At 38.3% G+C, this 16,306-nt stretch carries 15 protein-coding genes; 3 read left to right on the top strand and 12 right to left on the bottom strand.

Annotated features, from left to right (window positions below):
• Positions 1-8: 8 nt before the first annotated feature.
• The 10 genes from H6G32_RS04840 to H6G32_RS04795 all read right to left on the bottom strand — a co-directional run bounded on the left by H6G32_RS04840 (position 9) and on the right by H6G32_RS04795 (position 9,754).
• Positions 9-629 (bottom strand): hypothetical protein, encoded by a 621-nt coding sequence (locus H6G32_RS04840; RefSeq protein WP_190455574.1) that lies wholly within the window; start codon positions 627-629, stop codon positions 9-11.
• An 11-nt stretch (positions 630-640) separates the two neighbouring features.
• Positions 641-1,804, bottom strand: a complete 1,164-nt coding sequence (csx7, locus tag H6G32_RS04835) for a type III CRISPR-associated RAMP protein Csx7 (protein ID WP_190455569.1) — start codon at positions 1,802-1,804, stop codon at positions 641-643.
• A 23-nt stretch (positions 1,805-1,827) separates the two neighbouring features.
• Complete coding sequence (locus H6G32_RS04830; protein ID WP_190455566.1) at positions 1,828-2,394, bottom strand: Uma2 family endonuclease; 567 nt, start codon at positions 2,392-2,394, stop codon at positions 1,828-1,830.
• Between the two features lie 39 nt (positions 2,395-2,433).
• Positions 2,434-3,552, bottom strand: coding sequence for a putative CRISPR-associated protein (locus H6G32_RS04825; protein ID WP_190455563.1), 1,119 nt, complete (start codon positions 3,550-3,552; stop codon positions 2,434-2,436).
• Between the two features lie 31 nt (positions 3,553-3,583).
• On the bottom strand, positions 3,584-3,997 hold the full coding sequence (locus H6G32_RS04820; protein ID WP_190455561.1) for a hypothetical protein: 414 nt from the start codon (positions 3,995-3,997) through the stop codon (positions 3,584-3,586).
• Positions 3,994-5,277, bottom strand: a complete 1,284-nt coding sequence (gene csx10 / locus H6G32_RS04815; protein ID WP_190455559.1) for a type III-D CRISPR-associated RAMP protein Csx10 — start codon at positions 5,275-5,277, stop codon at positions 3,994-3,996. Before csx10 ends, H6G32_RS04820 begins: the two co-directional genes overlap by 4 nt.
• On the bottom strand, positions 5,274-6,023 hold the full coding sequence (locus tag H6G32_RS04810) for an RAMP superfamily CRISPR-associated protein (protein WP_190455557.1): 750 nt from the start codon (positions 6,021-6,023) through the stop codon (positions 5,274-5,276). Before H6G32_RS04810 ends, csx10 begins: the two co-directional genes overlap by 4 nt.
• Positions 6,020-8,332 (bottom strand): type III-B CRISPR-associated protein Cas10/Cmr2, encoded by a 2,313-nt coding sequence (gene cas10, locus H6G32_RS04805; RefSeq protein ID WP_190455554.1) that lies wholly within the window; start codon positions 8,330-8,332, stop codon positions 6,020-6,022. The genes H6G32_RS04810 and cas10 overlap by 4 nt, the downstream gene beginning before the upstream one ends.
• Before the next feature lie 3 nt (positions 8,333-8,335).
• The gene (locus H6G32_RS04800) at positions 8,336-9,253 is read right to left on the bottom strand and encodes a CRISPR-associated protein Csx3 (RefSeq protein ID WP_190455551.1); all 918 of its coding nucleotides are present in this window, start codon (positions 9,251-9,253) and stop codon (positions 8,336-8,338) included.
• A gap of 195 nt (positions 9,254-9,448) precedes the next feature.
• Positions 9,449-9,754, bottom strand: a complete 306-nt coding sequence (locus H6G32_RS04795; protein WP_190455548.1) for a CRISPR-associated protein Csx3 — start codon at positions 9,752-9,754, stop codon at positions 9,449-9,451.
• A 224-nt stretch (positions 9,755-9,978) separates the two neighbouring features.
• Between H6G32_RS04795 and H6G32_RS04790 the strand changes: the two genes are divergently transcribed.
• The gene (locus H6G32_RS04790; protein ID WP_190455817.1) at positions 9,979-11,349 is read left to right on the top strand and encodes a TIGR03985 family CRISPR-associated protein; all 1,371 of its coding nucleotides are present in this window, start codon (positions 9,979-9,981) and stop codon (positions 11,347-11,349) included.
• Between the two features lie 630 nt (positions 11,350-11,979).
• The gene (gene cas6, locus H6G32_RS04785) at positions 11,980-13,131 is read left to right on the top strand and encodes a CRISPR-associated endoribonuclease Cas6 (protein ID WP_190455546.1); all 1,152 of its coding nucleotides are present in this window, start codon (positions 11,980-11,982) and stop codon (positions 13,129-13,131) included.
• Positions 13,132-13,157: 26 nt separating this feature from the next.
• Here the strand turns inward: cas6 and H6G32_RS04780 are convergent, their stop codons facing one another.
• On the bottom strand, positions 13,158-14,126 hold the full coding sequence (locus H6G32_RS04780) for an NAD-dependent epimerase/dehydratase family protein (protein ID WP_190455544.1): 969 nt from the start codon (positions 14,124-14,126) through the stop codon (positions 13,158-13,160).
• Positions 14,127-14,351: 225 nt separating this feature from the next.
• Positions 14,352-15,404 carry a uroporphyrinogen decarboxylase gene (gene hemE, locus H6G32_RS04775; protein WP_190455542.1) on the bottom strand — a complete coding sequence of 351 codons (1,053 nt, stop codon included), beginning with the start codon at positions 15,402-15,404 and terminating at the stop codon, positions 14,352-14,354.
• A gap of 114 nt (positions 15,405-15,518) precedes the next feature.
• On the opposite strand from hemE, the gene H6G32_RS04770 reads away from it, so the two are divergent.
• Positions 15,519-16,250, top strand: coding sequence for a hypothetical protein (locus H6G32_RS04770; RefSeq protein WP_190455540.1), 732 nt, complete (start codon positions 15,519-15,521; stop codon positions 16,248-16,250).
• The last annotated feature ends 56 nt before the right edge of the window (positions 16,251-16,306 follow it).

Below are 16,306 nucleotides of genomic sequence, written 5' to 3'. Positions count from 1 at the left end.
AAATCTGTTTAAGCTGCAACTAAATTATTTAGCTGTATTTCAGATTGTTGAAACACGAAATTAACAACAGCAAATAATTTATCTAGTTCATAAATTGTACAAGGAGTGATATTTCTGGTAAATTTGTCACCTTCTAATTTACCAAATTGCCATGTTACCCCATTAGAAACAATACCAAAAATAATTATTTGATATTCTCCATTTAATCTTTGAGCAGCAATCATTTCTGCTAAACATTGCGCCCAACCTGCTTCAAAGTTATCTTGTTTTGCTTCAACTAAGATAAAGTATGGTTTGTCAAAAACAACTTTACCTAATGGTGAACGTTTAGCTAAAATATATTCAGGAAAACCCGATAATTTTTCATCATAATTTAATGATTCATGACTCCATAAAACAAAATGTTGGCGGTAGGTTTTCCAAACTTCTTTAAGAACGGGATAAATGAAATTTTCGCAAATAGCAAATTCCGAATTATCAACAACAGCATCCCGCATCATCAGTTCTAAGTCTTCGCGGAAGTATTCGGAAACGGTAAAGGCTATTTCGCTAATAAAATTGGCTTCAGTGTAGGTAACTTGAAATGCTTTGAGGACTTCACCAATAGTTTTGTAATTACTAAAAGCCATGTTTTATCTCCTCAAGATTGTGTTTGGGTTGTGGTGGTAAAATTTTTGGGTATATTTTCTGTTAAATATGTAATGAGAGATTGAGTCCATTTTTGTTTAGATTCTTTACCATCTTGATAGCTGGGTAGTTTATCACCTATTTTGCTCTCAACTAATTCTTGCAAATAAGTTAATAGTTTTTCTGGGTTGTTGCTAACATCAAGCCACCACATTTTATCTATATCTAGTTTAACAACTCCCAAACCGCGAGAACGTCCACCACCAAGGGGAATTTGTTCTGTCTCAAACTGGTGTAACCCAATAATCAAAAGTCCTAACTCCCATTCTGTGGCGTTTTCCACCACTGCGCGAAATTCAAACTGTGTACCAGCAGGTACTACTTGGAAATCATAGAGTTTCCCGTCTGCTGCGGTTTCAGTATCGCGGTCAATTGAAACACCATCACGTTCTTGATACTGTCCAAACCATGTATCATCTACTATGGTTAAGTCGCGTACTTGAAATTTACTTGCTATCCAGGGTGAACCAAATAAAGAAGAAACTATATCTGTATTGTACTGAACTACTGCTGTAAGAATATAATCATTGTTATATTTTTTATTCAATTCATTTAGTTCATTTTTTGGTAGTAAATATCCGTCTTGTATACGTTGAATTATTTCTTCAAAAGTCGATTCTATGATACTTTCTGATTCCAAAATTTTATGCAAACTTATTAATTGATCTAAATTAAATCCTTTGATTTTTATAATCTGCGTCTTTAATGCATTTTCAGGTAGTAAGTTCTTATCTTGAATATGTTCAATCAAATCTTCCAAAGATAAATATTTGAAATCTTCTACTATCCGAAGTAGATACAGAATGATTAATTGTTCTAAATTAAGTCCTTTGATTTTTTTAAGCTCATTAGATGTAAGTGACCATTCTTCCTCAATTGCAGGGTTAGCAACTAATTTACGATTATTACCAACAATACCACGCAGGAAGCTTTCAAGACGGGATCTTAATGCACCTTTAAAGCTAGAACCCGGTATTAATGGTTGCCCTAATACGTCTTTGATGACGGGTAAATCTGTTCCTATCGGTTCAGTAGAACGTCCAGCACTAATGCGTAATGCTGTAATTGTTGTTAGTGTTCCTGAGATTTCTAGGCGGTTTTTGAATGTGTCGAACATATAAATTTACCAATAAATATTAACTAATTTAGACGCAGACAACTAAATATATCCTCAACAGATATTTTCCATTCCGTTAAAGCATTTAACACAGGTAAAATATCTTGATTTTGCTGAACTTCTGGTAGTTGATTAGGTAAAAAAGTCATAATTAAGCGTTCTTGAGGATCAATAAGCCAGCCTAATTCTGTGCCATGCTTTAAGCAAAACAAAATATTGTTAATTACACGGGTTGAACTTTGTTCCGGTGATAAAATTTCAATTGTCCAATTTGGAGGAATTGTAAACTCATTCTGAATTTCACCATTATCATCAAGAGGAATTAATTCCCAATTAAAAACACTGATATCTGGAACAATGGAACGACCTCCAAAGGTGCAGCGCAATTCTGTAAATGCACGGGCTATTTTTTTAGGTATGGTTATCTGATTAATAGCAGGTGCTAAAAATGTTTGTACTGCACTGTGTTTACCTTTAGGCATTATTTTTTGGTAGATGTTACCATCAATATATTCACTAGCTGGTTTTGTTTCTGGTAGTTGGAGGAAGTCGGCTAAGGAGATTAAGGTGGAAAGGGGAGTAGAGGCCATAGTTTTTAGGTGGTGGTTTTTGAGTGTGTCAAAATTACGTTAATTATTCTCCGCAAATTCTTTTTGTAAGTGTAAGGCTATGGTATTTGTTTCAGCTAAATTTCTTCCTGTTGTTTCAATACATATTCCTAGTCCTGCACTTGTCCAAGTCAAAACAAACTCTACTATTCCCTTATCAGTAGTTCGTCTAATTGGATTAGTACGTTTGGGATTAAAAGGGAGAGAATTGATTATTTTTTTAACATAGGGAGAGTAACAAATTCTCTCAGAAAATTCTTGAAGAATATCCTTTCCATGATCATCTCGTAAATTAATAGCTTTACGACTTGGTTCAGTCTCATCTTTAGGCACTAAAGAAAGAATTGTTGTTTCTTGTTTAGCAAATTGTAATCGACAACGTTCATTAAATAAGACACCCATTGCTGAAAGACTAACTACGTTTGTTTCTCCTAATGTTTCTTTATCAATGAGTGAATACAAATATTCACTTTCTAAATTAGCTTCAAGTTGTAATTCTTCTATAGTTGGTTCATCTTCAAGCTGTGCAAACAAAAGATAATTATTAAGCCAAAATGCTAAATCTAAAGCGACAGGTTGTGGTGGTAACTCAATTACTTCTGAAAATTTCTCAAACAAATAGTAAACAGGCATTTCTAATGCTTGTCCAATCATCCCTGCAAATGATATCTGTGCTTTATAACCACCAGTTGCATTAATCGCAATTGCTTCTGGAGTAAATTTTCTCACTTCTGTGCTAATTTCTTTAACTAAATTTTTTAACCCTTGCTGTTTAAAAGCCTTGACATCATCATCACGTAATCCTTCAAGTACACGGACTTCTACTTTCTCAAAAAACAGGGAATTATTTTTCTTATTGTCATAATACAGTTTCAGTATATTTCCAGTATTTTTCCCATCGTCCGTGTCAGAAACTAGGAATATTAACCGTATACGTGCAGCTAGTAGCTTTTTTTCACAGATACTTGTAATTGAGTTTATTTCTGCGCCACATATACGATCTGAATTTTTTCTCTGAAGCAATAATAAAGCTAACTGATTCCAATTTCTATCATCAAATACTTGCTTAATTGATTCTTCTGCATATTTAAGATTATTCAATAAGCTTGTTCCAACGGTGCAAATAAGTGTATTTCTCATTTTTTTCAACCTTAATTTAACATTTTTTTATTTATACTGCATTTCCATCACGCTTATATTTCAAATAGCGTGCGCCATAACCTAAATAACGGCGAATCAGTTCTAGCCAAATCGGTTTAAAATCAGTTTCACAGCACTCACCAATTATTTGAGCAGCTTTCTTGATGTTATTATCAATATCCTTGATAATTCTTTCAGCTAAAGAACCTTCACCTCTACCCCATTTTTTCTCCCGACCAACTTGATAGCGAATAAAATTTTTAATTACTTCAACACTTTCAGTAGTATCTGCAACACGCACTAAATTGCGAAATTGAGATTCTTGTAAATCTTCATACTTGGTTTCATCCAAAGCATCCTGAATCCAAATTACTAAATCATCTTCAGATTGACGAATTCCCTTTTGCACCTGTAACTCTATTTTTTGTTCTGTAGGTAAACTCATGCAGCCTCCTCTCTAAATACAAGATGAAAATCATTACAAACTTCTACTTGACCAAAACCTTCACAAGTGCGTTCTCCAACTCCTTTTAACTCTAAATCAGCTAAAGCGGTATACCAAATATCCGGCTGTGTAGTGCTAAATAAATAAACCGCACCTTTATTAGTTATTAGTTCTACATCTTTCATTAATCCCCAAGCTGCATTCCAGCCTGAACGATAATCGTAACTACTATAAGCAACTTCAAGTTTTAAAGATTCATCTTCAATATTTGCATTTGTGAATTGCTTTAACATCTGTGCAGAAATCACAGTAGTGCGTTGCCATTTTTCAGTAAAAATTGCATCTGATTGTAAGTCTAAAGCAAAGTAGGTACGCTTGGGTAATTCCTCTATTGAATTACCAAAAACTGACCATTTTCGCCAACGTTCCCACAACTTATCATTAAATACTTCTATTTTGTCTTGGATATTTTTTTGAATTTCTCCTAATTTAGCATCAATTTTTACCTTCCCTAATCCTCGTGAGGTTGAGCCACCAAAGCGAAAAATTTTAGAATTATTATTGATAAAGTGATGCAATTTTTCCGGTAGATTGTCTAAATCATCTGGAACTAAAATAGATGACTTAAAAAATTGAGGTTTATTAGTTTTAGCTTCAGTTTCATTGAGAACTTCAATACTATACAATATTTCTTCTTCAGATGTTGCTCTTCTGCGATTAATACCGACTCTTGTTAAGAGGCGTTTACTAGCTGAAGCACTATAATACATCCCATCTACTTTACTATAAAAGCCGCTATATGGTTCAACTCTTCCTCCATCTTCTGGACAATTAGGATCATAAGGTAAACCATAATGTTCAGCACAAAATCTGTCGATTAAACTATCGAAAGCACCTTTGTCTTTAGTTGTAGGCTCCCCATCTTTTTTTCTGCAAAATCCTGATTTAGTTTTGGAACTTAAAGCAGTAGTAGGTAATAACTTTATTTCTTTTATCCGATTTTGAGGAAATATTCTACCGTGTCCAGCTTTTACATTTGCAGGATAAGCATTTTGAAAAATTGCAGGTTCATCACCTAAAAATAATGCCTGAAAATGACCGCCATTTTCGCTAAGATTTGCAAATTGTTGACCAAATTGTTTTAAAATTTCACTTGCAACCGCACCACGAATGACGGTACCGGGAATATAATCTTCACATTCACTTACGGAACCGCCTGGTTTTTGTCGAGAAATTGCTAAGGGAGATAATGCTTTAATTTCTAATTCAATACGCTTCACTTTATCTCTCCTTTTGCTAAAAACTGCCAAACTTCAGCAACATTAATATTTTCTAATTCGTTTTCTAATTCGTCTAGTTCCCAATGCAACCAACCTAAACCAGCCGACTTACTTCCACCTAATGCATAAATTTGTCGCAAGCCTGCTAAGATTAATACTTTTGCATAATCTGGTCTTTCGGGTGTAAGACTTGGTTGAATGTGGATTTCTCCTTTAAACTGAAGTTTTGCGTTTACAGGTGAAGTTTCGAGAAAGTAAAGTTTTTTCTCTTCTGCAATGCGACGACGGCGATTAATTGTTACCCCTGGACGCAATACTTCAGCTAAATTTTCTGGTTCTTCTGTACAAACTAAATCGTCAAAAATTGCCCGTGAAGGTAAAACGGGGTCGCCGAAAATTTGACTAATTAAACAGTGATATGTATTTTCATATCCAGGTATTTTGTATTCATCTCGTGCAAATTTAGCAGGTGCATTATTTGTACGGATAACCATTTTTCCTGCATTGGGAGATTCGGAAATTTCCCATCCTAAACCTCGCAGGATTTTTTCACATTCATGGCGCACTCTTCCTTTAATTTGTGAACCAGGAATTAGTAAATTACCTTCTGAGTTGCGGACAATTGGTTTATCTGCTAAGGAACCAGAAGAACCTCCTGCACCTACACATAATGCTGAGTCAATTATGGCAGTAATTGTGTAGGGTTTAACTGTGTAAGTGTTCGATGCTTGATTAAGATATATCATCGCGTAGTCTCCTTGTGTGATGGTTGGGGAGATTCGCTTTTTGAGAATGTAATTAAATCAAATAAATCTACCATTTCCCGCCAGATGGTTTCATATTTTGTCTCATCATCTTCATCTTCTTTGAAGTTGTACATCCAAGGTGCGATATTACCTTTATTTGTTTTAGCTGTACACCACTTATCTTCAAAGTCTGCTTTAAGTGCGTCTTGTCCTTTTTTAAGTCTGTGACGAAAATAGTAATAATTTAAACTCGCAGTTCGTCTACCTAGTTTTAAATAGCTACGAACTTGATAAAGTTGCGATTTAGGAAACTCAGCTTTTTGTAATGCCTCAATGGCTTTAAGTAATCTATCTAATTCAGGCAATGTATAGGGTGCAGCATATAGCTGAAGCTTGGCTCCTATGTTATTAATAGTTAAAGCTTGTTTGCGAAATCCTTCAATATTGGACGAAATCATTGTTACTGATTTCAGGGTGAAGAAATCAACTGTACCACCATAATAAGTAATTTTTTTATTTTCTTGCTTGTCATTGCTTATCAAGATTTTAGCATATCCTTTTGCGGATTTCATTAACTGTTTTGTTAAATCTTCTGCGTAATAAATTGGCGTACTATAGCTAGTAATTAATACACCACTTGACATACTCAATTTACATTGATAATGTTCTGATATTTTTTCGGAAAAACGATGAAATTTGTTAGGATCGGTTAGTTTTTCTTGTACTTTATATTCGCCTTTTATTTCTACATTCGATATTGTAGCTTCACACAAAAGTATGTTTTCAAATTGCTCGCCAATCATTTTAGCAATTTGTAAGGCTTTATCTGCTGGTACTATCAAGAAAATGTCATCACCGCCAATGGTGATAATTTCAAATGGATGAATTAAATCACCATTTTTTAATCTTGATTTAGCTTCATCAATACCCTGTAATTTACGCGGTTGTAGATTTTCAGATAATGCCTGAAAAACAGCATATCTGGTTGCATTATCAACATCTTCGCTAAATTCTTGATATTGTTTAGGAGTGCGGATTTTTTGAATTGCTCCGCCCATATTATTACCATCAGCATAAATATAAGCAATATAACCATTACTTACATTACCAAGCTGTGTTAGAGATTCAGGAAGTTCAACATTTTCTAAGTTAATCTCTTTTAAATATTTCTTCTTTTGTATGGGATTCTGATCTAAGAATTTCTCAAATCGTTGTACCCAACCTTCATATATTGGAGGTTTACTTTTATCCCAAACAGTTTCTTTGTATTCTCCAGTTTTTGCTCTATCACCAAATTTGCGCTTGATAGCAGAAGGTTCAGAAAAATATGGTTTTCCAGGAAGTTTATCAGCTTGAGTAATTGCAGAACGTTTTTCTGTTTCGTCGCGTCGAAGATAAGGGTGTGTTTCTAACATCGGTGGATAGCGCCGATTGGGACGATTTTCGGTTTCGTTGCCGCTGCGACGTTGATTAAAAAGAATTACTAGTTTTGTTGTTAATTCGTTAAAACTTTTGCGATTTTTAAAGCTTTCTTCAATATTGGAATCTTGATCTAGTTTGCCAAAATATGATTCTACTAATTTATCTTCATACTTTTCTTGATATTGTTCTAACCAAAAAGTATCTTTTATATTATCTCGCAACAATCCAAAGCGGATTTCTAGTAATCTAAAAGTATCTCCTACTGCACCTGAGTTGGCTGTTAATGTTTTGTATGTGTAACGCTTTTCAATTGCATTAGCTAAGTCATCAACAAAAGCAGCGGGACAAAAAGCTAGAATATTACCACCGCAGGAATAAATAATTAATTCTGGAATTAATGCTTCTAGTAAAGGTACATCAGGAAAGTTAGATTCTACCCAATCTCTAACTTCTGGATAATAAAATCTGTAAAGGTTCGATTCGGGAGATTTGTTAAAAAATGCAGGTAAATCAACTGTATTAATTTGGTCTAAAAGTCCAGATGCACCGCGAATATCTGGAAGTTTAGATTCTTCAAAAACATATTGCTTAATTTTGGTTGCACCACCGTAAATTAAGCCAATTTTAGATTCCCAAAGAATTGGATGTTGTTTAGTTAATTGTTCTAATTCATTTACGGTTTTAGGATAATTTTCCTCTTTATCTAATTTATCTAATTCTTTGACTGCATCAACTAACTCCTGCACTTCCTGCGGAACTTGTACCCCAGTCTTCAATGCTTGATGCATTAGTTTCAATACATCCAAATCAAATTTAGGTTTGCGTTCGTTACCCCAAGCTAAACACCAAGCTATGCCTATAGATATGGGATGGATGTTGTTAGTCATGATTTATCCTCTATACTTATTTACTAATAAATTTGCTAATGCTTGCACTATCGGACGTTCTGCAACATTCTCCCCTCGCTGCAAACGGTGAACGCTTCCCTTTAGAGGTGACATTTCCGAATGTATCACGTCATTTGTTCCGTAATAATCACTAAAAATGATGGCTACTATTTGTAAATTCAACGACTCACATAATTCTTGCCAAGGTGCTATTTCAGTTTCATTTTTCACTAAAATTACGGCGTGAGTCGCTTCAGCCATAATCAAACGGTTTTCTGGGGAAATTTTGCCACCGACATCAAAGACAAATATCGGTGTATTAATTCCCTTGACTTCCTGTGCTTTCAGTCGCGCGAACTCTGGCGTAAATCCGGCTTTGTATTCCGCTTTTAATGTCTGCGCTAAATCTAAATCGCGGCGTGCAGTTTCTCCGTACCATGAACCATCCCCATCTGGACAACCTGAGATGATATAAGACTCTGGTGCATTGGGAATTTGCAATAACGCCTGTTTTAAACCATCCCGAAAACAAGTTTTTCCCGTATTCGCAAACCCACATAGCACAACTTTGATATTTGACTGTTGCTTTGTTCGCACTACATCCAAAATATCCCCAACTTTGTACTCAGGGTTATTACTGATAGTGACTACGTACCTATCCAGTCCTTTATCGCCAATCTTGGGGTCAAAAAGAGCAATTACCTCATACAACTTCGACAATTTAGCGGCTAAAACTTGACTAACTAGTACAGATGTGCGTCCGTTGATTTTAATTAGGGAACCACCTGGTAATTCTCTAGAAGCAATCATCTCATTTAGCCTGGTGTCAGCATCACGGACAATTTGATCACCTGTGGCTAGGGTAGCGCCAAATCCTACTTTTAAGATGTCACCCTCTAATTTGATCTGGTAAGTACTCATGAATTAAGACGCAGGATAAAAAACCAACGAAGCCAATAGTCTTGCCGCTTTATTTATTTTTTCGTCAGACAAATATCTAAAAGTCTCTGAAATCAAGACTTTTATTTTTCTTTGAAAAGAGCAAATTAATTGTTGTAAAACTTTCAAAAGTTTGGTTTATTTTCTCTCTCCAGAGAAATAGAATAGGTCATGAATTTAATCAAGCAAATCTCCTAATTTATACGCTGGATTATGAGTAATTGAAACCACATATTTACCTAATTTTGGGTCAAAAAAGGCGATCGCACCATATATATGAGCAAGTTTATGGGCTAAAACAAATGCTACGGGGATGGAAACTGGCCCATTAATCTTCAACAGCGGGCCCCCAGCCAGTTCTCCCGACTGGGCCATTTCTTCCAACCGTGCCGCCGCATCCTTCACAATTTGGTCATTCTGCGCCGGTTCACCAAAACTAATCCGTAATATTCCGTCTTTTAACTCGATTTTGTAAGTACTCATTGCTGTCATCTTCCAACCAATGGTTACATCATACACGGTGCTGGAAGAGGCTAGTTCCAAAGTGTTTTATGCTGGTATGATACCTGGCATCTTGTACCAATTGCCAAAAGCCGTGAACTAAAGTTCCGGCTGAAAGCATAAACCAGTTAAAACTGGTTGAAATGCTGATTTTAGGGCTAATTGAGAATGGTGCAAAATGTCAAATACCTGACTATACTCAGCAAGTGTCCGAGCAAATTTTTTTAGATATCCCTCAAGTAGAATTGCTGCAATGGTTAGCACGCGGTAGCCTTAAACAAAACCTGCTGCGGGCAATTCGCTTGTGGGTATGGTTGCGATCGCTATATGGTTCCGATGAAACCCGCTTGGTGCTTGACGATCCCTTTACTTTTGCCGATTGGAGAGATGCTTTCTTTAATCAAAATCATCCTAAAGCAGAAGCAATTCCTGACTTGCACGATGCCAACTGCCTTTGTGCTAAAACTACCGCTGCATGGTTGTTTGATGCCAAAACGGGACTGAATGAATCAGAATGGAAGCGATCGCTTCTTACTCATGTTGAAATCTCCCAAAAATTAGACGCACTACTACAGCAGCGGTTGTTTGGGGTAACTCGTCGTTCTTTGCAAGCAGATTTAGAAATTCTCCAAAAATTAGGTTGGCTGGAATATCGACAGCAGAAATATCACCGCGTCAAGAAGTTACCATCTCGTCCCATCTCTGCAAATCAAGCACCAACCTCTACCAATCTCAACAGCTATGAACTGAATTTTCTCAATCAAGAAGACTTAGCAAGCATTGCTCAAAATCATTCCCAGCAAATCTGCGGTGTCCAGCGGTTCTTCTTCAAACTTGATTATGTCAGCCCCCGCACCACTATAGATCAAGTAGAGGACTGGCAACACGAATTGAGAGAAATTTGGGGACAAACTCCAGTCCCACCCATCAGACTAACTTACAACAGCGCCAGGTTAGGAAAGGCTGTGGAATCTTTAATTTATCCAGTTTGCATCTACTATGTACAGCGTGCAGTTTACCTATGTGCTTTTGGGCAAAGTCCTGATAGAAAAACTGATTGGTATAACTATCGTCTAGACAGAATTCAACAAATTACCCCCATCAAGTGGACAAATACTGCTATTCCCCAAATTCTACAACAGCGCTACAATAAGGCAACTTTACCGAATCCAGAAGAGATTGAAGGGCAATTATCTAAAGCTTGGGGTTTTGATTTTTACTTGCAGTCTCAACTGATGCTTTTAAGATTTGTTCGTAACTATCATGACCGTTATATTCAGCATACCTTTCGCCATGAAACTTTTCAAGCAATTTCCTATCAGCAAGCACAACGCCTAATTCGACAGCACACACCGCAACTGCCACAACAGCAGGCATTATTAAAAGTCCTTGCAGCGCGTTCTCACGAAGATGCCTACTACCGGGTGAACTATCGACATGGGGATAATAATGTCATGATGCGTTTACGGGCATGGCGTCCAAAGGCTGAAGTGCTGAGTCCTTGGGATTTGCGGCAAAAAATTGCAGCTGATGTTGCTGCGGAATTTCAACTTTATCACGATTCACAAAAACTATGAACACAGGAAAATTAACAAGTTTGTAATAAGGACTAAAGTCCTTACTACGAGCAATTTTTTGGTAAAGTAACAAGTAGGCTGCTAAAACAGAAATTTACTAGATTTTTGCACGAAAATACTAAGGACTTAACGAACAGGAAATAGTAAATATGGCGTATGGTTTGAGTAACAGGACTTACGCAAGAACCCTCTCAAACCCTTCTTCCTTTGCGTTCTACAGCCCTTTGGGCATCGCTGCGCGCGTGCGTCCTTTGCGGTTCGTTTCTTCATGATTTTGCATAAGTCCTGAGTGATTAAAAATGCTAATTGGTGCGTTAGGGAACGCACCCTACTACCTTTTCTCCCACCTTCGAGGTTCGTTAAAAAATATTTATTTTCACAAATCAAATTCAAATACTCTTTTACTTTCCACCAAACAAATCCCCGCAAAAGGAATGAAACAGAATTTTGCACATACACACTTTTATGGAATTACGGCGGTTTTCATCTATTTGAACCATATCTATCCTAGGGAACACTGCTGTGCCCCTACCGTGTGGTCTATTTACCAGAAAATCGCTGTAATTAAAAATAATCTCCAATGGGGGATGGAAATAGAGTAAAATAGGCAAAATCATATAATATCCAGCGATGCCAAGAGCAGCAGCATCCACCAGTCGCAAAGCCAAGGCGAAAACAGAGACTTTTTCCTCTATGCCCACATTGGCAGATGACACAGAGTTGGTAGGATTGGTTTTTGACCTCCAGCCAACTACTTCTAGTTCCCTTTATTCTCAATACACAATTGGACTCCATGCTTGGTTTCTTGACCAAGTGCGGCAATTCAACCCCGACCTTTCCGCTTATCTCCATGATGGAGAATCAGAAAAACCCTTTAATATTTCTTCACTAGAAGGTCAACTCCTCCCCAGTGGTAGACAATTACAACTGCAAGCAAACCAAACTTATCGCTGGCACGTTAACGGACTTTCTCAAAGAGTGGTGCAATTTCTGAGTCAATGGTTAACCCAATTACCACAAACCCTAGACTTAAAAGATGCTCCGCTGCTGATAACAAAGGTGAGTGTTGCCCATCCAGCCACTACTTATGCTCAACTGTTGCACTCAGCTACAGCAAAACATTCTAACATTAATCTCAGCTTTGTTTCACCTACCAGCTTTCGCCGCAAAGGTCATCATTTCCCGCTTCCCGTTCCGGTTAATCTTTTTCACAGCTACCTGCGACGCTGGAATGATTTTTCGGGAATGGCTGTAGAACAAGAGGCATTTCTCAACTGGATAGATGAAGGGGTGATTATCCATCAGCACCGCTTGGAATCTGTGAAAGTTGCAGCAGGTAAACGGGGTTCGGTGACTGGGTTTACAGGGACAATTTCCTGTGGTTTGAGTAAAACAGCTTTGGCTAATACTGAATTTACTCAATTGTTTTATGCTTTGGTACAACTCGCTCCCTATTGTGGAACAGGACACAAAACCACCTTTGGACTAGGCCAAACTCGCTTAAACTTGGTAAAACCGGAAGTTGCTACATCCTCTCAGTTGCTGACAAATATGCTGGGAGAACGGATTGATGAGTTGACAGCGCTATTTACAGGACAACGAAAACGGACAGGTGGCGATCGCACTGACAAAATTGCTGCAACATGGGCAACCATCCTCGCACGGCGGGATATGGGCGAATCATTGCAGGTTATAGCCGATGATTTAGAAATGCCTTACACCACAGTCAAAACTTATGCCAAATTAGCCCGTCGCGCCTTAAAGCCGGAAAATATTTCGTAGAATAGGCGTCCCGCCTGTTCTATATCTCATATATTTTTTGGATTACCCGCTTCTACGCCGCTAATTCTCAAAACATCGGTCATGGTTGCACAGTAATTTGGCAAACCGAAACTATCAGGATTGATAATATTATCGTAAGTAAAATGGCGATAGTTCATACAAAACCTGTCCCATGCAGCCATTTGAATGCGAAATACCTTAATCAGCACATTAGCTAAGGCGATAGACAGGGGAAAACGAAAGTAAATCCTTTTACCTAAATAGGCGCAGACTTCTTCCACTGCTTGATTGACACTTAACTGAGATTGACCTAAAACAAATCGGCGCGGTTCGTCTTCTTTGGGTGGATAATTAATCAAATATTCGACTACAGTGGCAATATCTCGCCCGTGGATAAAGTGAAAACTACCATCCACCTGTAGAAAACGAATCAAGTTAATATATTTGGTAACTTCCGGGATACCAGATGTTAGATGAGAATAAGGTTTTTTGTCATCACCGCCTAAAACTAGGGTGGGAAACACAGTGGTAATTTTCGGGGCGATGGCTAATTTATCTAATTGCTGTAAACAATGGAATTTAGTACAGATATAATCTGTACCTATTTGCCCTGCTTCTTTCAGTAGTTGGTTGTGGCGATCTAAAACACTAGCTGTAGAAAAATAAATCACCTGTTCGCATTTATCTGGATTTAGCAGACTCAGCAACTCTAGAGTTTTGAAGACATTCACATCAAATATGCCATCGCCGCCCCAAGATGTTGCCGTTAGTACTGCCGTATCAATGGTGGACAATAACTCGGCAAATTGACCAATTTTTTGCATATCACCCTGCAAAACATGGATACCAGGACGTGCTTGAATATCAACTTGCAGTTTACTGGGTTTTCTAACTAACAGATACAATTCGTGATCTGTGTTTTGAATTAAGGCTTCACTTATATAGTGGCCTATACAGCCACTGGCGCCGGTCACTAAAATACGTTTCTGGTTCATATATATATTATATATAGTATACAGAGCAAGGATTTGAGGTTTTCAATCTGAATGTGTTTCTTTAATCTGTTGCGGCAAGGCAAACCGCGTCGGTAGGAGGCTCATATCAAGTTGCCACCAAACCAAAGATGATGGCGGGAGCCTGCTCTGAAAATTAGGTAAAAAACTAGAAATTAAGGTGGGCAGCGCCCACCCTAGAGACTGACTAACGGCGATTTAGTTAAACTACACAAGTGCATTCAGTTGCTTTGCTGTTTCAAAGAAGAAAGCAACATTTTCTTCTGGAGTTTGTGGTAGTACACCGTGACCGAGATTGAGGATGTGTCCCCAATTGCCGGCTTTGCGAACCGTATCTAAAATGCGATCGCGAATAAAATCTTTAGAACCAAATAACACCCCAGGGTCAAGATTTCCCTGGACTTTGACATCCTTACCCAATCTTGCCCGTGCATCTGCCATATCCACTGACCAATCTACAGTGACGATATCCGCACCTGATTGTGCCATTCTCTCCAGCACACCTGCACTACCGCTAACGAGCAAAATCAAAGGTGTATCGGGATGAGTTGCTTTGACTTGCTGGAAAACCCTTTTTTGGTAAGGGAGAGCAAAGGTATCATAATCTTGAGGACTCAATTGTCCTGCCCAAGAATCGAACATTTGCACAACTTGAGCACCACAGTCAATTTGGTAGCGCATATAAATGGCGATCGCATCAGCTAATTTGCTTAACAACTGATGCAGCATCGTTGGCTCGGTGAATGCCATATTTTTGATGATCGAGTAAGTTTTTGAGCCTTTACCCTCCACCGCATAAGCTGCCAATGTCCACGGCGCACCCACAAAGCCTAACACCGTTGATTGATTGCCCACTTCCTGACGCAATGCCTGCAAAATTGTTTTGATAAACGGCAGGGCTGCTTCTGGATCTAAGGGATGCAGGTGATCCACTTGTGCAGATGTGCGAATGGGCGAGTGAATAATCGGGCCTTTACCTTCGGCAATATCCATATCAATGCCCAAACCAGGCAAAGGGGTGACAATGTCAGAAAATAAGATCACTCCATCTGGCTGGAAAGCTCTCCAAGGTTGCAAGGAAACTTCAATCGCTACTTCTGGAATTTCCGAGCGATCGCGAAATGAAGGATACTTCTCCCTTAAATCCCGATAAGCTTTCATATATCGTCCCGCTTGTCGCATCATCCATACCGGGGGACGATCTACAACTTCACCACGAGCAGCCTGCAGGAGACGAGGAGCCGTTAAGGAAACACCCATTTAACACTTCATCCTAAGTCACTTAATTTATGCCACTGTTTAGCTTATCATTCTGAGATTACGCTTTTTCAGGAGGCTGGCCTCAAAAGCGCTAGTCGCTGCTTTACTTAATATATGTCAACCGACTCCAACAGTTCCTCAACCGTCACCGATGACCAAAACCAACCCAATACAGGCAGGTTATTCATCCCGCGCTCCCAGCGCCGACGGTTCTTGATCCAGTTTACCTTGATCACTGTCCTGGGATGGGTCATAGGTGGAATTGCTAGTCTAGCTTTAGAAAACATCATTCTTGCCAACTTCCCCCCACCTAGTTCTGCCCAGTCGGCAATCTTGATTGGATATCTCAGCAACATTGTGTTTGCAGTGATTTTCGCCGCCAATCAAGCCCTGATTCTCCGCCGATATCTATCTGGTTGGTTGTGGTTACTGGCCACCAGTGTTGGTTGGCTGATTGCCAACACCATTTCTACAGCCTGGATTAACTATATTTTATCCATTGCTGCATCTTTAAATGAAAATTTATCTCCTCAGGCAAACATCATTTTTGGATTTTTCTCAACCATTTCATATATTCTGGCCGGAATTTGGTTAGGGCTTTGCCAATGGTTAGTGCTGCGGCGTTACACAATAAGAGCTTGGCGGTGGAATTTTTTACCATCCATTTCCTTTTGCTGCATTAGTCTCGTGATTTGGTCACTTTCTCTCATCCAAAATATTATTCCCCAACCCAATCGGACGCCGATATTCTATGGAATTGAACAAGGACTGACAGCAGTTATTTTAGGAATCATTCCAGCCATTGGTTTGTGTACCTTGAAGAAAAAACTCACACCGCAAAACTGAGATTTTCAGTTGCTAATATATCACAACAAGACTCAATCACCACACATCACAATCAA

Source organism: Cylindrospermum sp. FACHB-282 (assembly GCF_014697195.1).
Taxonomy (GTDB): domain Bacteria; phylum Cyanobacteriota; class Cyanobacteriia; order Cyanobacteriales; family Nostocaceae; genus Cylindrospermum.
Note: the sequence above shows the minus strand (reverse complement) of the source record. Positions and strands in the feature narration are given on the sequence as shown.